This is a genomic window from Gibbsiella quercinecans, from assembly GCF_002291425.1.
Classification (GTDB): Bacteria; Pseudomonadota; Gammaproteobacteria; order Enterobacterales; family Enterobacteriaceae; genus Gibbsiella; species Gibbsiella quercinecans.
On record NZ_CP014136.1, the window covers coordinates 1900476 to 1924392 of the forward strand.

Sequence of the window (23917 nt, forward strand, 5' to 3'; positions counted from 1 at the left end):
TTTGCCCCTTATCGCCCAGGAGTGCAAAGTGGTCAAAAAATTACTTCCCTGCCTATTGTTGCTGGCCAGCGCGCCGGCGTTGGCTAAAGAAACGCTGACGGTTTACACCTATGATTCCTTCGCCGCCGATTGGGGCCCCGGCCCGGCGGTGAAAAAAGCCTTTGAGGCAGACTGCGGCTGCGAACTGAAATTCGTTGCGCTGGAGGATGGCGTTTCGCTGCTTAACCGCCTGCGGCTGGAGGGCAAAAACAGCGCGGCCGACGTGGTGCTGGGGCTGGACAACAACCTGCTGCAGGCCGCAGGCCAAACCGGCCTGTTTGCGCCAAGCGCGGTGGATACCAGCAAGCTGACGCTGCCCGGCGGTTGGCATGATAAAACCTTCGTGCCGTTCGACTACGGCTACTTCGCCTTCGTTTACAACAAAGACAAACTGAAAAACCCGCCGCAGAGTCTGAAAGAACTGGTGAGCAGCGATAAGCCCTGGAAAATCATCTATCAGGATCCGCGCACCAGCACCCCGGGGCTTGGCCTGTTGCTGTGGGTGCAGAAAGTGTACGGCGGCAGCGCGCCGCAGGCCTGGCAACAGTTGGCGAAAAAAACCGTCACCGTCACCAAAGGCTGGAGCGAAGCCTACGGCCTGTTCCTGAAAGGGGAAGGCGATCTGGTGCTTAGCTATACCACCTCGCCGGCCTACCACCTGATTGAAGAAAAGAAAGACAGTTATGCCGCTGCCAGCTTTAGCGAAGGCAATTATCTGCAGGTGGAAGTGGCCGGTAAGCTGAAGGCCAGCAAGCATCCGCAATTGGCAGAGCGCTTTTTACAGTTCATGGTGACCCCGGCGTTCCAAAACACCATTCCTACCGGTAACTGGATGTACCCGGTGATCAACACCACGCTGCCGGCCGGTTTTGACCAAATGCCGGTGCCGAAAGTGGCGCTGCAGTACAGTGCTGAAGATGTGGCGCAACACCGAGGGGAGTGGATCCGGGCATGGCAAAACGCAGTAAGCCGCTAATTCCCGGCTGGCTGCGGCCAGGCCTGCTGGCCGCCGGCCTGATCGTGCTGATCGCCGCACTGGCGATAGGCGCGCTGTGGCACCACGCGCCGGCAAGCAACACCACGGCAATCTGGCACGACGCCTACCTGTGGCATGTGGTGCGCTTCACCTTCTGGCAGGCGCTTCTTTCCGCGTTGATCTCGGTGCTGCCTGCCATCTGGCTGGCGCGCGCGCTCTATCGGCGCCGCTTTCCCGGCCGCGCGATGTTGTTGCGGCTGTGCGCCATGACGCTGGTGCTGCCGGTGCTGGTGGCGGTCTTCGGCTTGCTCAGCGTCTATGGCCGCCAGGGCTGGCTGGCCACCCTGTGCGGCTGGCTGGGCGTGGAATATCACTTCTCTCCTTACGGCCTGCAGGGCATCCTGCTGGCCCATTTATTCTTCAACCTCCCGCTCGCCACCCGCCTGCTGCTGCAAGCGCTGGAAAATATCCCGGTAGAACAGCGCCAACTGGCCGCCCAGTTGGGCATGAACGGCTGGCAGCAGTTTCGCATCGTCGAATGGCCCGCGCTGCGGCGCCAGTTGCTGCCGAGCGGCGCGCTGATCTTCATGCTTTGCTTCGCCAGCTTTGCCACCGTGCTGGCGCTGGGCGGCGGCCCGCAGGCCACCACCATTGAACTGGCGATTTATCAGGCGCTGAGCTACGACTACGATCTTAGCCGCGCCGCCCTGCTGGCGTTGATCCAGATGGCCTGTTGCCTGGGGCTGGTGCTGCTTAGCCAGCGCCTGAGCCAGGCGCTGCCGGTGGGGGCGACCCAGGCGGCGCTTTGGCGCAACCCGGAAGACAGCCTGCAGCGGCGCATCACCGACGGCCTGCTGATAACCGCAGCCCTGCTGCTGTTGCTGCCGCCGCTGCTGGCGGTGATTGCCGACGGCGCCAATCAGGCGCTGGTGAGCGTGTTGCAACAGCAGATCCTCTGGCAGGCGCTGTTTACCTCGTTGCGCATCGCGATCGCTGCCGGTTTGCTGTGCGTCACCCTGACGATGCTGTTGCTGTGGAGCAGCCGGGAACTGAAACTTCGGCAGCGTTTGCGCTGGGGGCAGGCACTGGAGTTGAGCGGCATGGTGATCCTGGCGATGCCGGGCATTGTCCTGGCCACCGGCTTTTTCCTGCTGCTGAACGATACCCTCGGCCTGCCGCAGTCGCCCTATGGGCTGGTGATCCTGACCAACGCGCTGATGGCGATCCCCTACGCGCTAAAAGTGCTCGACAACCCCATGCGCGATCTGGCGGAACGCTATAACCCCCTGTGCCTGTCGCTGGATATGCACGGCTGGCAGCGGCTGCGCTGGATCGAACTGAAAGCACTGCGCCGGCCGCTGGCGCAGGCGCTGGCGTTTGCCTGCGTGCTGTCTATCGGCGATTTTGGCGTGGTGGCCTTGTTTGGCAACGAGCAATTCCGTACCCTGCCTTTTTATCTGTACCAGCAAATTGGTGCCTATCGCAGCCATGACGGCGCCGTGACCGCACTGCTGTTGCTGCTGCTGTGCTTCCTGCTGTTTACCCTGATTGAACGCTTACCGGGCCGCCATGCTGACGCTTGAAAAATTGACCTATCTGTATGAACACCTACCGATGCGCTTTGATCTGCATATCCAGCCGGGCGAACGCGTCGCGGTGCTCGGGCCAAGCGGCGCGGGCAAAAGCACCCTGCTCAGCCTGATCGCCGGCTTTCTGCCGGCGGCCAGCGGCCGGTTGTTGCTGGCGGGCGAGGATCACACCGCCACTCCGCCCGCCAAACGCCCGGTCTCCATGCTGTTCCAGGAAAACAACCTGTTCGCTCACCTGACCGTCGCCCAAAATATTGGGCTGGGGCTTAACCCCGGCCTGCGGCTGAACAGCGAACAAAAACGGCAGTTGGCGCAGATTGCCGCCCAGGTCGGGCTGGAAGAACATTTGCAACGCCTGCCGTCGCAGCTTTCCGGCGGCCAGCGCCAGCGGGCAGCACTGGCGCGCTGCCTGGTGCGGCAACGGCCGATCCTGCTGCTGGACGAGCCTTTCTCGGCGCTCGATCCGGCGCTACGCAGCGAGATGCTGCAACTGTTGCAGAACGTCTGTCACCAGCGCCAGCTCACGCTGCTGATGGTTTCGCATAATCTGGACGATGCCGCCCGCATCGCCAAGCGAACGCTGTTGGTGGTTGACGGCCGGATTTATTACGACGGCCCGACTCAGGCGCTGGTGGAGGGCCGTGCTCCTGAAGCGCAGATCCTGGGCATACCGGTACAGCCGTGATCTAGCGCGCATTTCTTAGGTGTCCACCTATAAATCTGTTGTTCCCGTTGGGCACCTGTGCTTTTATGTTGCCTGACTATTATTGTTGATACTTAAGGTTCCCTGTGATCGCATCTGCACTGACTTCGGCCCTACTAAACACCGCGCAACCTGCCGCGGCTGTGGTCGTTCGTGTGGTGGTGGTCGTCGGCAACGCGCCGTAGGGTCCGAATCAACACACGATTCCCAAAACCCCGCCGGCGCCAACCGAGCGGGGTTTCTTGTCTCTGTATCCCGCTCAAAGCCAACCGGCCAAGAAGAAGGACGAGACAATGGAAACCACGGGCAAACCTCACCAACGGCAGCGCTTTACCGGCGCCCAGTTGATCGTGCATCTGCTGGAGCGCCAGGGCATCACCACCGTCGCCGGCATTCCTGGCGGCGCGGCGCTGCCGCTGTATGATGCGCTCAGCCAGAGCAATACCATCCGCCACGTATTGGCACGCCATGAACAGGGCGCCGGCTTTATGGCCCAGGGCATGGCCAGGGCCAATGGCAAAGCCGCGGTGTGCATCGCCTCCAGCGGCCCCGGCGCCACCAACCTGGTCACCGCCATCGCCGACGCCAAGCTCGACTCCATCCCTCTGGTCTGCATTACCGGGCAAGTGCCCTCTTCCATGATCGGCTCCGACGCCTTTCAGGAAGTCGATACTTACGGTATTTCGATCCCCATCACTAAACACAACTATCTGGTGCGCAGCATCAGCGAGCTGCCGCAGGTAATTTGCGATGCCTTCCGCATCGCCGAATCCGGCCGGCCGGGGCCGGTGTGGATCGATATCCCCAAAGATGTGCAAACCGCCGAGATCGAACTGGATCAACTGCCGCCGATTGCGCTGCCGGATGCGCCGCCGGCATTTGACGCCGCCGCCGTGCAACAGGCCGCGATGATGATCAACCAGGCCAAACGGCCGGTGCTCTATCTGGGCGGCGGCATCATCAGCGCAGCTGCCCACCGCGATGCGCGCGAGCTGGCGGAACGCGCCAACCTCCCTACCACCATGACCCTGATGGCGCTTGGCGCCTTGCCGGTGGAACACCCGCTTTCCCTCGGCATGCTGGGGATGCATGCCGCGCGCAGCACCAACTTCATCTTGCAGGAAGCAGATCTGCTGATCGTATTGGGCGCCCGCTTTGACGATCGCGCGATTGGCAAAACGGAGCAGTTTTGCCCCAACGCGAAAATCATTCATGTGGATATCGATCGTGCCGAGCTTGGCAAGATCAAGCAACCGCATCTGGCGCTGCACGCCGATGTCGGCCAGGTGCTGGCGCAACTGCTGCCGCAGATCGAAGCCGCACCGCGCAGCGCATGGCTGCAAATGGTGGAGGATCTGAAACGCGAATTCCCGTTTAACATGCCGAACGCCGAAGATCCGCTCTGCCACTATGGGCTGATCCGGGCGGCGGCGCGCTGTGTGGATGAAAGCGCCATCATCACCACCGACGTGGGCCAGCACCAGATGTGGGTGGCGCAAGCCTACCCGCTGAGCCGCCCGCGCCAATGGCTCACCTCCGGCGGGCTGGGCACCATGGGGTTCGGGCTGCCGGCCGCCATCGGCGCCGCGCTGGCCGAGCCGCAGCGCAAGGTGTTGTGCTTCTCCGGCGACGGCAGCATGATGATGAACATCCAGGAAATGGCCACCGCGGTTGAGCACGATCTGGACGTAAAAATCATTCTGATCAACAACCAAGCGCTGGGGCTGGTGCACCAGCAGCAATCGCTGTTCTATCAGCAGCACATCTTTGCCGCCACCTATCCAAAGCGCACCGATTTCATCAAGATCGCCGCCGGTTTTGGCCTGGACACCTGCGATCTGAACGCCGAGCGCGATCCGCAGGCCGCGCTGGCAGCGGCGATCCAGCGCCCCGGCCCGTGTTTGATCCACGCGCTGATCGATATCAATGAGAAAGTATTCCCGATGGTGCCGCCGGGCGCTGCCAATATTGAGATGATTGGAGAATAAGCCATGCAATCACTACAACAAAACCCACAGGTGATCCTGGAACTGGCGGTGCGTAACCACCCTGGCGTAATGACCCACGTATGCGGTCTGTTTGCGCGCCGGGCGTTTAACGTGGAGGGCATTCTGTGCCTGCCACTCAAGGATGGGCAGCAAAGCCGCATCTGGCTGCTGGTGGCGGACGATCAGCGGCTACTGCAAATGATAAGCCAGGTGGAAAAGCTGGAGGACGTGCTACAGGTGAAGCGCCACAGCGAAGACGTGCGGGTGTTCGAGCAGTTGGCGGCATTTTTCCAATAATCGCCCCCCATCCGCTTAACCGATGGCCACCACCTGCCAAAGCAGGTGGCGGTATATCGGCATCAGCGGCTGCTGGTGCAGGAAATAGAAACACACGGCCGCGGCGGCCCAGCTAAGGATACAGGCCAGGCGCAAGCGCAGCGGCGGCAACCAGCGGCTGAGGCGATCGGCGCTGCGTTTCCCCTCGCGCCACCAGCGCCAGCTTAGCCATGCCGCCAGCCACAGCAATAGCGCCATCGCCAACAGCAGCCATTTGAACAGCGCACTATTGGCGCCGGCCGGGATATCCAGCGCCACGCCGGCCAAAATGCCAGGGAAGAAATAGACCGGCGGCCAGGCCAGGCAACCAATAATATTCGGCAGGGCAAACTTGTACGGCGGTAAATCCAGCATCCCGGCCACCATCGGCACCAGTGGGCGCGTGGGGCCGACAAAGCGGCCAATCAATACGGTGACGATACTGTGCTGGTGCAAAGCATGTTCCGTGCGATCCAACATCGCTTTGTGCTTTTTCAGGAACGACCAACGGTGCAGCGGCGCTTTAAAAGCGCGGCCGATAAAATAAGAGCTCCAGTCACCCAGCAAGCACCCCACCACGCCTGCGGCCCAAGCCGGGTAAAAATCCACCTGTCCGCTGCCGATCAGGGCGCCAATGCTGGCCATCATTACCGTGCCGGGCAGCAGCAGCCCGACCAGTGCCAACGATTCCAGAAACGCCACCAGCACGATCACCATCAGGGTGAATGCCAGAGATTGGGTAATCAGGTGCTGTAAGTAGGCTTCCATTCAACCTCAGGTTAACTCAAGCTTGTGGGCGGGGGATTGTCCGGCCCGGTTGTCACCGCGTCAACTGCTGAATTGTATGCGATTTTGGCGGCGCCACCAGACGGTAGACAATGACTGTATAAATAACCATACTACAAGCCATTATACTGCACGTTGCAGGCGCATTGGCGTTGCTGCATTTAGGCATATTGCTTTCTATCCACCCCGGCATGACCGCAAGGCCCAGGGGATCAACATAGGTATCAGGAACCGCGTGGCACCACTTCAGCAAGGCTTTCTGCTCACCCGGCACTGGCGCGATACCGCCGCCGGCACCGAGATTGAATTCTGGCTGGCAACCGAGCACGGCCCAAAGCAACTGTGCCTGGCGCCGCAGAGTTCGGTAGCGTTTATCCCGCAAGAACAGCGCTCGCGGGCCGAAGCGCTGCTGCGTGGTGAGCGCTACGCCACGCTAAAACCGCTGCCGCTGAAAGACTTCCATTCCCGCCCGGTGCTTGGCCTGTATTGCCGCCAGCACCGGCAGTTGATCACGCTGGAAAAACGGCTCAGGGAAGGCGGCGTCAACGTTTACGAAGCGGATATCCGCCCGCCGGAGCGCTACCTGATGGAGCGCTTTATCACCGCCCCGGTATGGTTCAGCGGCCAATCCGCCGGCAGCGATAGGCTGATCAATGCGCAGATGAAGCCGGCGCCGGACTATCGGCCGCCGCTGCGGCTGGTGTCGTTGGATATCGAAACCTCAGCCCACGGCGAGCTTTATTCCATCGCGCTGGAAGGCTGCGGCCAGCGCCAGGTATACATGCTTGGCCCGGCCAACGGCGAACCGGAGCCACTCGATTTCACCCTGGAATACTGTGCCAGCCGCCCGCAAATGCTGGAGCGGCTGAATCAATGGCTGGCGCAACACGATCCGGACGCGATCATCGGCTGGAATCTGGTGCAATTTGATCTGCGCGTGCTGCAAAAACACGCCGAACGCTACCGTATCCCGCTGCGTTTCGGCCGCGGCGGCGGCCTGTTGGAGTGGCGCGAGCACGGTTTTAAGCAAAACCACTTTTTCGCCAGCGCGGCCGGGCGGCTGTTTATCGACGGCATTGAAGCCCTGAAATCCGCCACCTGGAACTTCCCCTCGTTCAGCCTGGAATATGTGGCGCAGGCGCTGCTGGGCGAAGGCAAAGCCATTGATAACCCTTACCAACGCATGGCGGAGATCGACCGGCGCTTCGCCGAAGATAAACCCGCGCTGGCGCATTACAACTTGAAAGACTGCGAGTTGGTAACACGCATTTTCGCCAAGACGGAACTGTTGCCGTTTCTGCTTGAGCGCGCCACCGTCACCGGGCTGGCAGTGGATCGTAGCGGCGGTTCCGTGGCGGCATTCAGCCACCTGTATATGCCGCGCATGCACCGCCTGGGCTATGTGGCCCCCAACCTGGGCGAGCTGCCGGAAGAACACAGCCCCGGCGGTTTCGTGATGGATTCACAGCCTGGGCTGTATGATTCCGTGCTGGTGCTGGATTACAAAAGCCTGTATCCCTCGATCATTCGCACCTTCCTGATCGATCCCGTCGGCCTGGTCGCCGGCACCCAAAGCGAGAGCGACGCCGACACCATTCCCGGGTTCCGTAACGCTCGCTTTTCACGCAGCCAGCACTGCCTGCCGGCAATCGTCGGCCAGATCTGGCAAGGGCGCGAAGCCGCCAAACGGCAGCAAAATAAACCGCTGTCGCAGGCGCTCAAGATCATCATGAACGCCTTTTACGGCGTGCTGGGCGCCAGCGGCTGCCGCTTTTTCGATCCGCGGCTGGCTTCATCGATCACCCTGCGCGGCCACGAGATCATGCGCCAGACCCGCGAACTGATTGAAAGCCGGGGCTACCAGGTGATCTACGGCGATACGGACTCCACCTTTGTCTGGCTGAAGAAGGCCCACGGCGAACAGCAGGCCGCCGAGATTGGCCGCGCGCTGGTAGCGTACGTCAACCAGTGGTGGCGGCAGCATCTGCAGCAGCAATACCAACTGGAAAGCGCACTGGAACTGGAGTTTGAAACCCATTACTCACGTTTTCTGATGCCCACCATCCGCGGCGCCGAGCAGGGCAGCAAGAAACGTTACGCGGGGCTGATCGTTCAGGCGGACGGCAACGAAAGCATGGTGTACAAAGGGCTGGAAACCGTTCGCACCGACTGGACACCGCTGGCGCAGGTGTTCCAGCAACAGCTCTATCAGCGCATTTTCAAGCGGCAGCCCTACCAGGATTACGTGCGTGACTACGTGGCGAAACTGCAAGACGGCGAGTTCGATGACCGGCTGGTCTACCGCAAACGCCTGCGCCGGCAGTTGGATGATTACCAGCGCAACGTGCCGCCGCACGCCCGGGCGGCACGCATCGCCGATGAATACAATCGCCAGCAGGGGCGGCCGTTGCAATACCAGAACGGCGGCTGGATAAGCTATGTGATGACCACCGCTGGCCCTGAACCGCTGGAGATCCGGCACTCGCCGATTGATTATAACCATTACCTGGAGCGCCAGTTGCAACCGGTGGCCGATGCCATCCTGCCTTTCCTACACGATGATTTTTCAACGCTGGTCACGGGGCAGATGGGGCTATTCTGACACCCTGCCCGGCCGGGGCGTCGGTAAATTCATTGGGTTTTGCAGGTGACGAACGCGCCGCCTTCCATTACCATAGCGCCCTTCCCAAATTCTGAATAACTCACAACATCGTGGTTAAACCGTGCCGCTTTTGCGTTGATGCGCGGCGTGAATTGCTATTGCCCCACGGCCATCACCCCACGAGAGCGATTGCGATGTTGTGGCACAATTGTGCCCTGAGCCGAACAAACGGCCCTCTGCCAGGGAAGAACGAGTATGATGTGCTAATAGTGATCATGCTCACAGACCGCACGGACTTTCCCCGGCAATAGGGACTGGGGGGCAAGGTGAAGGGAAGCCGCTTTGAACACCGGCTGCTGCATCGCAGCAGCAGACTAACTAAAAAAGAATCGAGCCGACAATATATGCCTTTTACACTTGGTCAACGCTGGATCAGCGATACGGAAAGCGAACTGGGTCTGGGAACCGTCGTGGCGCTAGACACACGCATGGTTACCCTGCTTTTCCCCGCCACCGGTGAAAACCGTCTGTATGCCCGAAATGACTCACCCATTACCCGGGTGATGTTCAACCCAGGCGACACCATCAGCAACCATGAAGGGTGGCAGTTACAGGTTGAAGAAGTCAAACAGGACAACGGCCTGCTGACCTATATCGGCACCCGCCTGGACACGCAGGAAAGCGGCGTGGCGATGCGCGAAGTGCTGCTGGACAGCAAACTCACCTTCAGCAAGCCGCAAGACCGCCTGTTTGCCGGGCAAATCGATCGTATGGATCGCTTCGCGCTGCGTTTTCGCGCGCGCAAATACCAAAGCGAGCAATACCGCCTGCCGTTCGCCGGCCTGCGCGGTATGCGCGCCAGCCTGATCCCGCACCAGTTGCATATCGCCTATGAAGTCGGCCAGCGCCATGCGCCGCGCGTACTGTTGGCCGATGAAGTGGGCCTGGGTAAAACCATCGAAGCCGGCATGATTATCCACCAGCAGCTGTTGGCCGGGCGCGCCGAACGCGTTCTGATCGTGGTGCCGGAAACGCTGCAGCACCAGTGGCTGGTTGAAATGATGCGCCGCTTCAACCTCTATTTCTCGCTGTTTGACGACAGCCGCTACGCCGAAGCGATGCTCGACAGCAGCAACCCGTTTGAAACCGAGCAGTTGGTGATCTGTTCGCTGGACTTTGTGCGCCGCAACAAGAAACGGCTGGAACAGCTGGCCGATACCGAGTGGGATCTGCTGGTGGTGGATGAAGCACACCACCTGGCGTGGAGCGAAGAAGCCCCAAGCCGTGAATACCAGGTTATCGAGCAGTTGGCCGAGCACATCCCCGGCGTGCTGCTGCTGACTGCGACGCCGGAACAGCTCGGCCAGCAAAGCCACTTTGCCCGCCTGCGCCTGTTGGATCCAAACCGTTTCCATGACTACCAGGAGTTTGTTACCGAGCAGCAGAAATACCGCCCGGTGGCCGACGCCGTCACCCTGCTGCTAAGCGGCGAACGCCTGTCGGACGAGAAACTCAACCTGCTGGGCGAACTGATCGATGAGCAGGATATCGAGCCGCTGCTGAAGGCCGCCAACAGCGACGGCGCCAATGCGGAACAAGCGCGCCAGGAATTGGTGACCATGCTGATGGATCGCCACGGCACCAGCCGGGTACTGTTCCGCAACACCCGCAACGGCGTGAAAGGCTTCCCGCACCGCACCCTGCACCAGATCAAGCTGCCGTTGCCGACCCAGTACCAAACGGCGATTAAAGTCTCCGGCATTATGGGCGCCAAAAAAAGCGTGGAAGCGCGGGCGCGCGATATGCTCTATCCGGAGCAGATTTATCAGGAATTTGAAGGCGAAAACGCCACCTGGTGGAACTTCGATCCGCGCGTTGAGTGGCTGCTGAACTACCTGACCGCCAACCGTCATGAAAAAGTACTGGTGATCTGCGCCAAGGCGGAAACCGCGCTGCAACTGGAACAGGTACTGCGCGAGCGCGAAGCCATCCGCGCCGCCGTGTTCCATGAAGGGCTGTCGATCATTGAGCGCGACCGCGCCGCCGCCTACTTCGCCTCTGAAGAAGAAGGGGCCCAGGTGCTGCTGTGTTCGGAGATTGGTTCCGAAGGCCGCAACTTCCAGTTCGCCAGCCATCTGGTAATGTTCGATCTGCCGTTCAACCCGGATCTGCTGGAGCAGCGCATCGGCCGCCTGGATCGTATCGGGCAACAGCACGACATCCAGATTATGGTGCCCTATCTGGAAAACACCGCTCAGGCGGTGCTGGGCCGCTGGTATCACGAAGGGTTGGATGCCTTTGAGCACACCTGCCCAACCGGCCGCACCATCTATGACAGCAGCTATGAACAACTCATCACCTTCCTGGCCGCGCCGACGGAACAGGAAGGGTTCGACGACTTTATTCACGCCTGCCGCCAGCAGCACGATCGGCTGAAAGCCCAGTTGGAACAGGGGCGCGATCGCCTGTTGGAAATGCACTCCAACGGCGGGGAGAAGGCGCAACGGTTAGCCGACGCCATTGCCGAACAGGACAACGACGTCAACCTGGTCAGCTTTGCGCTCAACCTGTTTGATATCGTCGGTATCAATCAGGAAGACCGCAGCGATAACCTGATCATCCTGACCCCGTCAGACCACATGCTGGTGCCGGACTTCCCGGGGCTGCCGCAGGACGGCTGCACCGTGACCTTCGATCGCGAACAGGCGCTGGCGCGCGAAGATGCGCAGTTCGTCAGTTGGGAACACCCGATTATCCGTAACGGGCTGGATCTGATCGTTTCCGGCGACACCGGCAGCTGTGCGGTTTCGCTGTTGAAAAACAAAGCGTTGCCGGTCGGCACCCTGTTGGTGGAGCTGATTTACGTGGTGGAGGCCCAGGCGCCGAAGCACCTGCAACTGACCCGTTTCCTGCCGGCCACGCCGATCCGCATGCTGATGGACCGCAAGGGCACCAACCTGGCGGCCCAGGTTGAGTTCGAAAGCTTCAACCGCCAGTTGAACGCGGTGAACCGCCACACGTCCAGCAAGCTGGTTAACGCCGTGCAGCCGGACGTGCATGCCATCCTGCAACAGGCGGAAAGCCAGGTGGAAACCGAGGCCAGAGCGCTGATCGAGCAGGCCAAACAGGAAGCTGACGATAAACTCAGCACCGAGCTGGCGCGGCTGGAAGCCCTCAAGGCGGTCAACCCGAACATCCGCGACGACGAAGTGGAAGCGCTGGAGTTCAACCGCCGCCAGGTGCTGGCTAACCTGAACGAAGCGGGCTGGCGCCTGGACGCTATCCGCCTGGTGGTGGTCACCCACCAGTAACCGTGCAAGGGGGAGCATGCTCCCCCGCATAACCCACAGCGGCGGAGCCCGACAATGGAACGCTACGATCCCCCACAGCAGCCGTTGCATATTCTGTATCAGGATGCCCATATTATCGTGGTCAACAAGCCCAGCGGGCTGCTTTCCGTGCCCGGCCGCGCGCCGGAGCATAAAGACAGCCTGATGCTGCGTATTCAGGCAGATTACCCGGCCGCCGAGTCGGTGCACCGGCTGGATATGGCCACCAGCGGCGTGATCGTGGTGGCGCTGACCAAAGCGGCGGAGCGCGAGCTTAAGCGCCAGTTCCGTGAGCGCGAGCCAAAGAAAGTCTACATCGCCCGCGTCTGGGGGCATCTTGAGCACGATGAAGGGATGGTGGATTTACCGCTGATTTGCGACTGGCCGAACCGGCCGCTGCAAAAGGTCTGTTTTGATACCGGCAAGGCAGCGCAGACGGCCTATCACGTGCTTGCACGCGACACAGACGGCAGCACGCGGGTTAAGCTGTTGCCCATCACCGGGCGTTCGCACCAGTTGCGGGTGCATATGCTGGCGCTGGGGCACCCGATCCTCGGCGATAAGTTTTACGCGCACCCGCAGGCCAGGGCGATGGCCGAGCGTTTACAACTGCATGCGCAAGAGCTGCGCATCACCCACCCCGCGTTCCAGACACCGATGCATTTCCGCGCCGAACCGGATTTCTAACCCAGCGTTAATAAGACAGGGGCTGAACGGCACTTTAGACGTTCAGCCGCGAACGCGTAATTAAGCCAAAGGCACCCGCCTGGCGAACATCCCTGTCAGCGTTACTTAAAGCCTTTTTCGCGTTTGATCAGATCGTAGGCCGATTGGATCTCCTGCGCTTTCTGTTTGGCCATTTCCATCATTTCCGGCGGCAGCCCCTTCGCCACCAGCTTATCCGGGTGGTGTTCACTCATCAGCTTACGGTAGGCACGCTTGATGGTCGCCGCATCGTCGGTACTGTTCACCCCCAGCACTTTGCAGGCGTCTTCCAGCGTTGGCCCACGGCTGGCCTGTTGATAGCCGCCTTGCGAGTAGCCGCCCTGCTGCTGGTAGCCGCCGCCGAACTGTTGGCCGCCTTCCATCATGCGCAGAAACTGTTCGAACTGCGCGCGCGAGATCCCCAGCTCTTCGGCGATCACATATAGCACCTGGCGCTCGTTTGGGTGTAGCGAACCGTCCGCAAAGGCGGCCTGGATCTGTATTTCCAGAAACATCCTAATCAGATCAAAGCGGCCAAAACAGATGCTGCGCAGTTGCTGCAACCGTTCACGCAGCGGAAAATCGCTCTGCTTGCCCTCGCGGAAGGCCTGCTGCGCCGCCGCACGCGCTTCGCCGTGCAGTTGCATGCGATCCATCGACAGATTGGCCATTTGAATATCCGCTTCGGTGACCCGCCCTTTTGATTTGGTCAGATGGCCCATCACCTGGAAGGTCGTGCGGAAAAACAGCGATTGCCGCGTTTGCTGATCGGCAAAAAAACCCCGGCTGCGCTTATTGTTGCGCGCGGTATCAATCATATGGCCAACAATCAGCCCCAGAACTACGCCCCAGAAGCCCGCGCCAGACCAGATAGCGACAATGACCCCGAGCAGTTTTCCCCAATACTGCATACACTCCCCAAATTACATACTGTAAGCCGCATATCGCCCTGCGTTAGTCACAGGGTTAAGGCGATTTTTCCCAAGATTTCGATTATCATACCTGTCATTTATCGCTGCGCCTAACAACGACGCAGTCAAACGACCGGATTTAACACTAGCGCAACGCAGATGAGTGATATAGTCTCTGACCGTTTGCCGGCCATGACGCTTCTGAGGACGGACACCACAACCGCGTATGAAAAAAAGCTTACCCACACTGCTGGCCACGATGATTTGGACGGCACTTTACAGTCAGCACGCGCTGGCCGATCTGGCCGAGCAGTGCATGCTTGGCGTCCCGACTTTCGACCAACCGGTGGTCAGCGGCGATCCCAACACGCTGCCCGTCACTATCCACTCTGACGATTCAAGCGCTGACTACCCGCACACTGCGCTGTTCAACGGCAACGTGAATATTCATCAGGGCAACAGCACCCTCACCGCCAAACAGGTTGAGCTGAATCAGACAGAGGAGGCTGGCCAAGCCCCGGTGCGCACCGTAACCGCCACCGGCGATGTGCACTATGGCGATAACCAGATCAAACTGCAGGGGCCGAAGGCGTGGTCTAACCTGAACACCAAGGATACCGACGTCTACCAGGGGGATTACCAAATGGTCGGCCGCCAGGGGCGCGGTGACGCCGACAAGATGAAAATGCGGGGCGAAAACCGCTACACCATCCTGGAAAACGGCAGCTTCACCTCTTGTTTGCCTGGGGATGACAGCTGGACCGTTGTTGGCTCCGAGGTGATCCACGATCGCGAAGAGCAGGTTGCCGAAATCTGGAACGCCCGTTTTAAAATCGCCGGCGTACCGGTGTTTTACAGCCCGTATCTGCAGTTGCCGGTCGGCGACAAGCGCCGCTCCGGCTTCCTGATCCCGAATGCGAAATACGGCAGCAATAACGGCTTCCAGTTTGTGTTGCCCTACTACTGGAACATTGCGCCAAACTTTGATGCCACCATCACGCCTAACTATATGTCTAAGCGTGGCCTGCAGTGGCAGACTGAGTTCCGCTATCTGACGCAGCCGGGCCTCGGTACCGTTGCGTTGGACTGGTTGCCGAACGATCACGAATACGGCAAGGGCAACTCGGACGATACCCGTTGGTTGCTGTACTGGAACCACAACGGGGTGATGGACCAGGTATGGCGTTTCAACGTCGACTATACCAAGGTCAGCGATTCCCGGTACTTTACCGATTTGGACTCCAAATACGGTTCCACCACCGACGGCTACGCGACGCAGAAATTCAGCCTGGCCTACGCCACGGAAAACTGGGACGCCACCATCAGCTCCAAGCAGTTTCAGATTTACGACGACACCGATCGCGACAGCTCCGAATCCTATCGCGTCCGGCCGCAGTTAGATCTGAACTACTACAAAAACGATCTCGGCCCGTTTGATCTGCACCTCTACGGCCAGGCCGCCAACTTTACCAGCGTTAACCCGTACAGCCCGGACGCCGTCCGCCTGCACGCGGAGCCGACCATCAGTCTGCCGTTAACCAACGGCTGGGGCAGCCTGAACACCGAAGCCAAACTGATGGCCACCCACTATCAGCAGGACATCCCCAACGGCTTCGCCAGCAACTATGAGAGCCGCACAGGCAGCTCGGCGCCGCTCCTGAAGGATTCGGTTAACCGCGTACTGCCGCAATTCAAGGTTGATGGCAAGATGGTGTTCGATCGCCAAATGAACTGGGCCGAAGGCTATACCCAGACGCTGGAACCGCGGATGCAGTACCTTTACGTGCCGTATCGCGATCAAAGCAGCATCTATACCTATGACACCACGCTGCTGCAAACCGACTACTCCGGCCTGTTCCGCGATCGTACCTACAGCGGCCTGGATCGCATTGCGTCCCAGAACCGGGTGACCACCGGCCTGACCTCACGCATTTATGATGACGCGCTGGTGGAACGTTTTAACGTTTCCGTGGGTCAAATCTACTACTTCAGCCGTTCGCGTACCGGCGACCAAGTCACTGGTTACGATAACAATGATGACACCGGCAGCCTGGCATGGGCCGGCGACACCTATTGGAAGATTGACGATCGCTGGGGGCTGCGCGGCGGGCTGCAATATGATACGCGTTTGGCTAGCGTCTCATTGGGCAACGCCGTGCTGGAGTATCGCCAGGATGCTGAACGTATGGTTCAGTTGAACTACCGTTATGCCACGCCGGAATATATTCAAACGGCGTTAAGCACCACCCAGATACCGGCCTATCAGGACGGTATTTCGCAGGTGGGCGTAACGGCTAGCTGGCCAATCGCGGACCGTTGGGCGATCGTCGGTGCCTATTACTACGACACCCGCGCCAAACAGTCTGCCGATCAACTGCTGGGCGTGCGTTACAACACCTGCTGTTGGGCCGTCAGCCTTGGCTACGAGCGCAGGGTCACCGACTGGAACAGCAGCAGCCAAAACAGCGTTTACGACAACAGGGTTTCATTCAACGTCGAACTGCGCGGCTTGAGCAGCGATCATAGCCTGGGTACGGCAGAAATGCTGCGCTCCGGCATCCTGCCGTATCAGCGCGCGTTCTGATGATATTTCATCGTTTGAATAACAGAACTTTCACCCGCATTTGCGGATTAAATAATGGGAAATGTATGAAGAACTGGAGAACGCTTATTCTCGGATTGGTCATTTGCGCCAATACCGCGTTCGCTGCCCCCCAAGAAGTTGATAAGGTCGCCGCCGTGGTGGATAACGGCGTTGTGCTCGAAAGCGACGTGAACGGCCTGATGCAGTCGGTCAAGCTGAACGCACAGCAGGCAGGGCAACAATTGCCGGACGATGCCACGCTGCGCCATCAGATCCTTGAGCGTTTGATTATGGATAACATCCAGTTGCAGATGGGGCAAAAAATGGGCATCTCCATTTCCGATGCCGAACTGGATCAGGCGATCGCCAATATCGCCGCACAAAACAGAATGACCGTCGAGCAGCTGCGCAGCCGTCTGGCCTATGACGGCTTGAACTACACCACCTACCGTTCGCAGATCCGCAAAGAAATGCTGATCGCCGAGGTGCGCAACAACGAAGTTCGCCGCCGCGTCACTATCCTGCCGCAGGAAGTGGATTCGCTGGCCAAACAGGTTGGCACCCAGAACAGCAGCGATACCGAAATGAACATCAGCCACATCCTGCTGCCGCTGCCGGAAAACCCGTCACAACAACAGGTTGACGAAGCAGAAGAGCTGGCTAAACGCCTGATGACTGAACTGCACAACGGTGCGGACTTCGGTAAACTGGCCATCACCTACTCTGCCGATCCCCAGGCGCTGAAAGGCGGCAACATGGGCTGGGGCAAGCTGCAAGAGATCCCTACCCTGTTCGCTGAAAGGCTGGTGAGCGCCAAGAAAGGCGACGTGGTCGGCCCAATCCGCTCCGGCGTTGGCTTCCACATCCTGAAGGTCAACGACATCCGCGGCACCAACCAGTCGGTTTCCGTTACCGAAGTGCACGCCCGCCACATCCTGCTGAAACCTTCCGTCGTGTTGACCGATGACCAGGCACGCGCGAAGCTGGAAGAAGTGGCCGCGGCGATCAAGAGCGGTACCGCGAAATTTGCCGATGAAGCCAAACAGCTTTCGCAGGATCCCGGCTCTGCACTGCAGGGCGGCGATCTGGGTTGGGCATCCCCGGACATGTACGATCCAGCCTTCCGCGATGCACTGTTAAAACTGCATAAGGGCGAAATCAGCAAACCGGTTCATTCCGCCTTCGGCTGGCACCTTATCCAACTGATTGATACCCGCCAGGTCGATAAGACCGATGCGGCCCAGAAGGACCGCGCTTACCGCATGCTGTTCAACCGCAAGTTTGCTGAAGAAGCACAAACCTGGATGCAGGAACAGCGTGCCGCCGCCTATGTAAAAATACTTGATGGCAGTAATGCACAATAATCAACGCGTTGTTATAACCCCCGGCGAGCCAGCCGGGGTGGGGCCGGATTTGGTGGTTGCCCTGGCTCAGCAGGATTGGCCTGTTGAGCTGGTGGTCTGCGCCGATCCGGCCCTGCTGCAAACACGTGCCCAACGGCTGAACCTGCCGCTGGCGCTGCGTGATTACCAGCCACAACAGCCGGCCGCGCCGCAGCGCGCCGGTACCCTGACGGTGTTGCCAGTTGCGGCCACCGCCCCGGTTACGCCGGGCGAACTGAACGTCGCCAACAGCGCCTATGTTGTGGATACCCTGGCCAAGGCCTGTGACGGCTGCCTGAACGGCGAATTCGCCGCGCTGATCACCGGGCCGGTGCATAAAGGCATCATCAACGATGCCGGCGTGCCTTTTACCGGCCACACCGAATTTTTTGCCGATCGCAGCGGCTGTGAACGCGTTGTGATGATGCTGGCGACGGAAGAACTGCGCGTGGCGTTGGCGACGACCCACCTGCCGCTGCTGGCGGTGCCGGGTGCGATTACCGAACAATGCCTGCATGAAGTGATCGGCATTCTCAACCACGATCTGCAAACCAAGTTTGGCATCCCCTCCCCGCAGATTTATGTCTGTGGGCTTAATCCGCACGCGGGCGAAGGCGGCCATATGGGGCGTGAAGAACTGGATGTCATTATTCCGGCCCTGGATACCTTGCGCCGCCGTGGGATCAATCTGATCGGCCCTCTGCCGGCCGATACGCTGTTCCAGCCCAAATATTTGCAACATGCCGATGCCGTGCTGGCGATGTATCACGATCAGGGCTTGCCGGTGCTAAAATACCAGGGGTTTGGCCGTGCGGTTAACATCACTCTCGGTTTGCCTTTTATCCGTACCTCGGTCGACCATGGTACCGCTCTGGAACTGGCGGGCTCCGGCAATGCCGACGTCGGCAGTTTCAAAACGGCCCTGAATCTCGCCATTAAAATGATAATTAATTGTAATGAATAATAGAGTCCACCAAGGGCACTTTGCCCGCAAACGCTTTGGGCAAAACTTTTTAACCGATCAGTTTGTCATCGATAGCATCGTTTCCGCCATTCACCCCCAGCCGGGTGAAGCCGTGGTTGAGATCGGCCCTGGTCTGGGCGCCTTGACCGAGCCGGTCGGTGCGCGAATGGATCGCATGACGGTGATCGAGCTGGATCGCGATCTGGCAGCGCGCCTGGCCAATCATCCGCAGTTGAAAGATAAACTGACGATCTACCAGCAGGATGCCATGGCGATGAACTTCGCTGAGCTGGCCGAGCAGGCCGGCCAACCGCTGCGCGTATTTGGCAACCTGCCGTACAATATTTCCACCCCGCTCATGTTCCACCTTTTCAGCTATACTCAGGCTATTCACGACATGCACTTTATGTTGCAAAAAGAAGTTGTGAACCGCCTGGTGGCTGGCCCGAACAGTAAAGCCTATGGGCGTCTGAGCGTGATGGCGCAATACTATTGCAACGTCATCCCGGTGCTGGAAGTGCCGCCAACGGCCTTTGCGCCGCCGCCGAAAGTGGATTCCGCCGTGGTGCGTCTAGCGCCTTACCGCGAGCTGCCGCACCCAGTCGGCGATGTGCGGATGCTAAGCCGGGTCACTACCCAGGCATTCAACCAACGCCGTAAAACCGTCCGCAATAGCCTGGGCGATCTGTTTACCCCAGAGCAATTAACGGATCTCGGCGTCGATCCTACGCTCAGAGCAGAAAATATTTCTGTGGCGCAGTACTGCAAGCTGGCCAACTGGCTTTCAGCCAATCTGCCGTCGCAGCAATAAGGAGTTGTGGTCATGATTGAGTCGCCCCGTGTATGTGTGCAGGTTCAGAGTGTTTATGTAGAATCACAGTCACAGCCGGACGAAGAGCGTTACGTCTTCGCCTACACCATCATTGTGCGTAACCTGGGGCGCTCAACCGTTCAACTCTTGGGCCGCTATTGGTTAATCACCAACGCCAACGGCCGCCAAACCGAAGTACAAGGTGAGGGCGTGGTGGGTGAGCAGCCGGTTATTGAACCAGGCGGCGAGTTCCAATACACCAGCGGCGCTATCCTTGAAACCCCGCTGGGCACCATGGAAGGCCATTACGAAATGATTGACCATCAGGGCAAATCGTTCCGCACCGCTATTCCCGTCTTCCGCTTAGCTATCCCAACGCTGATTCATTAATATGTCGACATATCTTATTGGTGACGTTCATGGCTGTTTTGATGAACTGCAGTCGCTATTAGCCCAGGTTGCGTTTGATCCGCAATATGACACGCTGTGGCTCACGGGCGATCTGGTAGCGCGCGGCCCCGGCTCGCTGGAAGTGCTGCGCTACGTGCGTTCGCTTGGCCCGGCGGTGCGTATGGTGCTGGGCAACCACGATCTGCACCTGCTGGCGGTTTACGCCGGCATCAGCCGCAACAAACCCAAAGACCGGCTAAACCCGCTGCTGGAGGCGCCGGATGCTGATGAGCTGATTAACTGGCTGCGCCGGCAGCCGCTGCTGCAGGTTGATACCGAGCAGAGGCTGGTGATGGCCCATGCCGGCATCACGCCGCAGTGGGATATTGAAACCGCCCAGATATGCGCACGCGAATTGGAAGCAGTGCTCAGCAGCGACAGCTATCCGCTGTTTCTGGATGCGATGTACGGCGATATGCCGAATAACTGGAGCCCGGAATTAAGCGGCCTGGCCCGCCTGCGTTATAGCGCCAACGCGCTGACGCGCATGCGCTACTGCTTCCCGAACGGCCAGTTGGATATGATCTGTAAAGATGCGCCAGGCACCGCGCCGGCGCCGCTGAAGCCTTGGTTTGAGCTGCCGCGGCGGGTCGATGCTGATTACAGCATTATCTTCGGCCACTGGGCTTCGCTGGAAGGTAAAGGCACGCCGCCGGATATCTATGCGCTGGATACCGGCTGTTGCTGGGGCGGTCAACTGACGATGCTGCGCTGGAGCGATCGGCGCTATTTCGTTCAGCCGTCCAACCGCCGCGATATGCTGGATGATGTGGTGTAGGCTCCCCTCACCCCAACCCTCTCCCAACGGGAGAGGGAGCAGCCCGAAGTCGGATTTAAGTCAAGCGACTCACTCTCGCCCTCTGTCAGAACAGAGAAAATTACTCACCAACGGGAGAGGGAGCAGCCCGAAGTCGGATTTAGGTTAAGCGACTCACTCTCGCTCTCTGTTAGCACGTAAAAAAGAGCTTAATCTTGCCGCATTAACGGCGTTCTAAAATCTCAAAACAGTAGCTGTGTGAGTTTAGCTCATCCGCATCGTGGAACTCGCTGAACGAGGTTTCCCATTCATCTGGCTCATAGTCGGGGAAATGGGTATCACCGCCAATCTCGGCATCAATATGCGTCAGGTACATACGATTGGCCCGGGCCAGGAACTGGGTATAAATGCTCCCTCCGCCCATCACCATCACTTCTTCGGCGCTATCGGCCGCCGCCAAAGCCTCATCCAGTGAAGCCACCCAGGTGACGCCCGTATCCGTGCCCGGTTGGCTGCTTAGCACAATATTATGACGGCCCGGCAGCGGGCGGCCTATCGACTCAAAAGTCTTGCGGCCCATGATGACCGGCTTATTCAACGTGTTGCGTTTAAACCACGCAAGATCCGCCGGGAGATGCCACGGCATTGCGTTTTCCATACCAATTACGCGATCCGCCGCCAAGGCAGCGATCAGGCTGATAATCATTGTTTAACCCTGTATAGGCAGCAAAATTGCTCACACTATACGTAAAGCCCAATCGGCCGTCGATAGGCGAATCAAGCAATATGAATATATAAGACAGCTCTGATTAGCTATCCTAATACTACTAATTATTTGCCTGCGCTAACCCTCTGAAAACCCTGGGCTATCACACGCCAGGGCGTTTGCGATACAGCCACAGGCCCGGCAGGGAAAGCCCAATCGATAACGCCCCAACGATAAAACTGGCCTTGAGAAAGTTAGTCACCATCAGTGACATCAACGCCTCGCTATAGCCCAGGTGTGAAATCTCTACCACGCTTATCATCGCGGTATAGGCTGAAATACCGGGAAACATGGGGATTACCGCCGCCACGGTGAACACCTTCGGGTGTGCCAGCAGCCAGCGCGACCACTTAATGCCGATAATGCCAATCAGGGTTGCCGCCAGCAGCGACGCCCATTCGATGTTCATCCCGGCGTGCATCATCAGCATCCGCGAACCATGCCCCACGGCCCCCAGTAAGGCGCAGTAGCGCAGCGCGCGTATCGGCACGTTGAACACCATGGCAAACCCCAGCGCCGGCACCGCCGCCAGCAGCATATCCTGCAACAACGCCCACAACAGACTCATGACCACCCCCGCAGATCCCACAGAGCCATCGCCATCACCACACCGATACAGGTCGCCAGCGTCAACAGGCTGGCCATCGCCCAGCGTGCCAGGCCGGTGTTCACATGGCCTTTGAACATATCGGCCACGGCGTTGATCAGCGGGAAGCCCGGCACCAGCAGCAGCACGCTGGCCGCCATCGCGACGCTGGAAGTCTGGCTAAACACCGGCAGGCGTAATAACAGGCCGGAAATCGACGTCGCGACAAACGCCGTCAGGCAAAAGTTGATCAGCGGGTTCATATGATGCGCGGTGAGCACCTGCCGGACAAACATCGCCAGCCCACTGGCGAAGAAGGTGACGACAAAGGCGTCATTACCACCGCCGTTGATTATGCTGAAGCAACCGCAGGAAAGCCCCACCATCAGCACCACCAGCCAGCGCGGATAGCGCAGCGGCCGCAGCCGCTCAAACCGGTGCGCCACGTCGTGTGCATCCGCCAGGCGGTGTTCCGCCAGGATCACCACGTGTTGCACTTCCGTCACCATATGCATGTTAATGCCACGATCGACATTCTTGCGGGTGGTGGTCAGGCAAGCGCCGTTGCTGATGGTGGTCAGCACCACCGCATTGGCGGAAATGGAGCTTTCCACGCTGTCCATGCCGAGCGCCAGCCCCAGGCGCGTAGACAACTGTTCAACCACCATGCTTTCCGCCCCGTGTTGCAACAGCAACAACGCACACTGAATACATAGCCGGGTTATTTCACGCTGCTGCCGGCTGGGCTCCGGCAAGGAGACAGTAATTTCATGCTTCATACGATCCTGCAAACTCCCCTGAATAAACGGCCGATGAATGACAGGCCGGAAACACCGTTTCTCGATATCCTGCGCTCTTTGCCCGACGCAGGTTGTTGCACTGACGGCGGCGCCACGATCTCTTGGCCGACACTGCTTAACATTACCTCATTTGCAGGGTGCATATCAGCGTAAGCAACGTTATTATTTGAGCAATTTAGTCTTTTGTGCAGAGATGCAAATTATGTTTGAAACGTCGTTATTCGTTGCCGGCATCGCCACGCTGGGGATGCTCTCTCCCGGGCCGGATTTTTTCCTGATCGTGAAGAACGCCGCCCGCTATCAGCGCCGGCTGGCATTGATGACCGCCTTCGGCGTCATCTGCGGTGTCGCCACCCATATGGCCTATTGCGTCGCCGGTTTGGCGGTGGTGATCACCACCACCCCTTGGCTGTTCAATATGTTGAAATACGCTGGGGCGGTTTACCTGATTTGGATCGGCATACAGGCGCTGTTAGCCCGCGGCGGCGGCAAAATGCACATCAGCGATCTGCCGCTGCAACAGACCAGCCGGAAAAGCGCCTTTATGCAGGGCTATTTGTGCAACCTGCTTAACCCGAAAGCCACGCTGTTCTTCCTGGCGATATTCACCCAGGTATTGCAAATTAACTCCGGCGTTGGCGAGAAGCTGTGGTATGCCGGGATTATTTTTGTGCTGTCGGCCGTCTGGTGGCCGTTGTTGGTGCTGCTGATCCAGAGCAAGCCGGTGCGCCGCGCGCTGGAAATGGCGCAGAAGTTTATCGATAAACTGCTTGGCGGCATGTTGATCGCGCTTGGGATCAAAGTCGCATTGAGTTAAGCGGCGGGTGCTGCGCGTCATCAGGCAGCTGAAAGAAAAGCCCGCCCCGGCAATACG

At 59.1% G+C, this 23917-nt stretch carries 21 protein-coding genes; 16 read left to right on the plus strand and 5 right to left on the minus strand.

Going from position 1 to position 23917, the window contains the following annotated elements:
- The first annotated feature begins 28 nt into the window (after positions 1–28).
- The 6 genes from thiB to ilvN all read left to right on the plus strand — a co-directional run bounded on the left by thiB (position 29) and on the right by ilvN (position 5592).
- Complete coding sequence (gene thiB, locus ACN28Q_RS08840) at positions 29–1015, plus strand: thiamine ABC transporter substrate binding subunit (RefSeq protein WP_095848970.1); 987 nt, start codon at positions 29–31, stop codon at positions 1013–1015.
- Complete coding sequence (thiP, locus tag ACN28Q_RS08845) at positions 991–2598, plus strand: thiamine/thiamine pyrophosphate ABC transporter permease ThiP (protein ID WP_095846010.1); 1608 nt, start codon at positions 991–993, stop codon at positions 2596–2598. Before thiB ends, thiP begins: the two co-directional genes overlap by 25 nt.
- Entirely contained in the window at positions 2585–3289 is a 705-nt protein-coding gene (thiQ, locus tag ACN28Q_RS08850; protein WP_095846011.1) for a thiamine ABC transporter ATP-binding protein ThiQ, read from the plus strand. The genes thiP and thiQ overlap by 14 nt, the downstream gene beginning before the upstream one ends.
- 104 nt (positions 3290–3393) lie before the next feature.
- On the plus strand, positions 3394–3492 hold the full coding sequence (gene ivbL, locus ACN28Q_RS08855) for an ilvB operon leader peptide IvbL (RefSeq protein WP_121525327.1): 99 nt from the start codon (positions 3394–3396) through the stop codon (positions 3490–3492).
- A 108-nt stretch (positions 3493–3600) separates the two neighbouring features.
- The gene (gene ilvB, locus ACN28Q_RS08860) at positions 3601–5295 is read left to right on the plus strand and encodes an acetolactate synthase large subunit (RefSeq protein WP_095846012.1); all 1695 of its coding nucleotides are present in this window, start codon (positions 3601–3603) and stop codon (positions 5293–5295) included.
- A gap of 3 nt (positions 5296–5298) precedes the next feature.
- Entirely contained in the window at positions 5299–5592 is a 294-nt protein-coding gene (gene ilvN / locus ACN28Q_RS08865) for an acetolactate synthase small subunit (protein ID WP_095846013.1), read from the plus strand.
- Positions 5593–5607: 15 nt separating this feature from the next.
- On the opposite strand, the gene ACN28Q_RS08870 is transcribed toward ilvN, so the two are convergent.
- Positions 5608–6378, minus strand: a complete 771-nt coding sequence (locus ACN28Q_RS08870; protein WP_095846014.1) for a DedA family protein — start codon at positions 6376–6378, stop codon at positions 5608–5610.
- Positions 6379–6631: 253 nt separating this feature from the next.
- On the opposite strand from ACN28Q_RS08870, the gene ACN28Q_RS08875 reads away from it, so the two are divergent.
- The 3 genes from ACN28Q_RS08875 (at position 6632) to rluA (ending at position 13014) form a co-directional block, all read left to right on the plus strand.
- The gene (locus ACN28Q_RS08875) at positions 6632–8998 is read left to right on the plus strand and encodes a DNA polymerase II (protein ID WP_095846015.1); all 2367 of its coding nucleotides are present in this window, start codon (positions 6632–6634) and stop codon (positions 8996–8998) included.
- A 404-nt stretch (positions 8999–9402) separates the two neighbouring features.
- Entirely contained in the window at positions 9403–12309 is a 2907-nt protein-coding gene (gene rapA / locus ACN28Q_RS08880) for an RNA polymerase-associated protein RapA (RefSeq protein WP_095846016.1), read from the plus strand.
- A 54-nt stretch (positions 12310–12363) separates the two neighbouring features.
- The gene (rluA, locus tag ACN28Q_RS08885) at positions 12364–13014 is read left to right on the plus strand and encodes a bifunctional tRNA pseudouridine(32) synthase/23S rRNA pseudouridine(746) synthase RluA (RefSeq protein ID WP_095846017.1); all 651 of its coding nucleotides are present in this window, start codon (positions 12364–12366) and stop codon (positions 13012–13014) included.
- A 101-nt stretch (positions 13015–13115) separates the two neighbouring features.
- Here rluA and djlA read toward each other — a convergent pair whose 3' ends face one another.
- Positions 13116–13943, minus strand: a complete 828-nt coding sequence (djlA, locus tag ACN28Q_RS08890) for a co-chaperone DjlA (RefSeq protein ID WP_095846018.1) — start codon at positions 13941–13943, stop codon at positions 13116–13118.
- Between the two features lie 226 nt (positions 13944–14169).
- On the opposite strand from djlA, the gene lptD reads away from it, so the two are divergent.
- The 6 genes from lptD to apaH all read left to right on the plus strand — a co-directional run bounded on the left by lptD (position 14170) and on the right by apaH (position 20912).
- A complete protein-coding gene (gene lptD, locus ACN28Q_RS08895) occupies positions 14170–16527 on the plus strand; it encodes an LPS assembly protein LptD (protein ID WP_095846019.1) in 2358 nt (785 codons plus the stop codon).
- A 65-nt stretch (positions 16528–16592) separates the two neighbouring features.
- On the plus strand, positions 16593–17891 hold the full coding sequence (gene surA / locus ACN28Q_RS08900; RefSeq protein WP_095846020.1) for a peptidylprolyl isomerase SurA: 1299 nt from the start codon (positions 16593–16595) through the stop codon (positions 17889–17891).
- Positions 17881–18873 carry a 4-hydroxythreonine-4-phosphate dehydrogenase PdxA gene (gene pdxA, locus ACN28Q_RS08905; RefSeq protein WP_095846021.1) on the plus strand — a complete coding sequence of 331 codons (993 nt, stop codon included), beginning with the start codon at positions 17881–17883 and terminating at the stop codon, positions 18871–18873. Before surA ends, pdxA begins: the two co-directional genes overlap by 11 nt.
- Positions 18866–19684, plus strand: a complete 819-nt coding sequence (gene rsmA / locus ACN28Q_RS08910) for a 16S rRNA (adenine(1518)-N(6)/adenine(1519)-N(6))-dimethyltransferase RsmA (protein ID WP_095846022.1) — start codon at positions 18866–18868, stop codon at positions 19682–19684. Before pdxA ends, rsmA begins: the two co-directional genes overlap by 8 nt.
- 12 nt (positions 19685–19696) lie before the next feature.
- Entirely contained in the window at positions 19697–20074 is a 378-nt protein-coding gene (gene apaG / locus ACN28Q_RS08915; protein ID WP_095846023.1) for a Co2+/Mg2+ efflux facilitator ApaG/CorD, read from the plus strand.
- 1 nt (position 20075) lies between these two features.
- Complete coding sequence (gene apaH, locus ACN28Q_RS08920) at positions 20076–20912, plus strand: bis(5'-nucleosyl)-tetraphosphatase (symmetrical) ApaH (protein WP_095846024.1); 837 nt, start codon at positions 20076–20078, stop codon at positions 20910–20912.
- A gap of 202 nt (positions 20913–21114) precedes the next feature.
- Here apaH and folA read toward each other — a convergent pair whose 3' ends face one another.
- From folA to ACN28Q_RS08935, 3 genes are all read right to left on the minus strand, one after another.
- Positions 21115–21597, minus strand: a complete 483-nt coding sequence (gene folA, locus ACN28Q_RS08925; protein ID WP_095846025.1) for a type 3 dihydrofolate reductase — start codon at positions 21595–21597, stop codon at positions 21115–21117.
- Between the two features lie 163 nt (positions 21598–21760).
- Positions 21761–22225: a threonine/serine exporter gene (locus ACN28Q_RS08930; RefSeq protein WP_165907029.1), complete on the minus strand. Its 465-nt coding sequence runs from the start codon at positions 22223–22225 to the stop codon at positions 21761–21763.
- Complete coding sequence (locus ACN28Q_RS08935) at positions 22222–23022, minus strand: threonine/serine exporter family protein (protein ID WP_095846027.1); 801 nt, start codon at positions 23020–23022, stop codon at positions 22222–22224. The genes ACN28Q_RS08930 and ACN28Q_RS08935 overlap by 4 nt, the downstream gene beginning before the upstream one ends.
- 223 nt (positions 23023–23245) lie before the next feature.
- Here ACN28Q_RS08935 and ACN28Q_RS08940 point away from each other — a divergent pair, with 223 nt between their 5' ends.
- Positions 23246–23860, plus strand: a complete 615-nt coding sequence (locus ACN28Q_RS08940; protein ID WP_095848971.1) for a LysE family transporter — start codon at positions 23246–23248, stop codon at positions 23858–23860.
- Positions 23861–23917 lie beyond the last annotated feature (57 nt).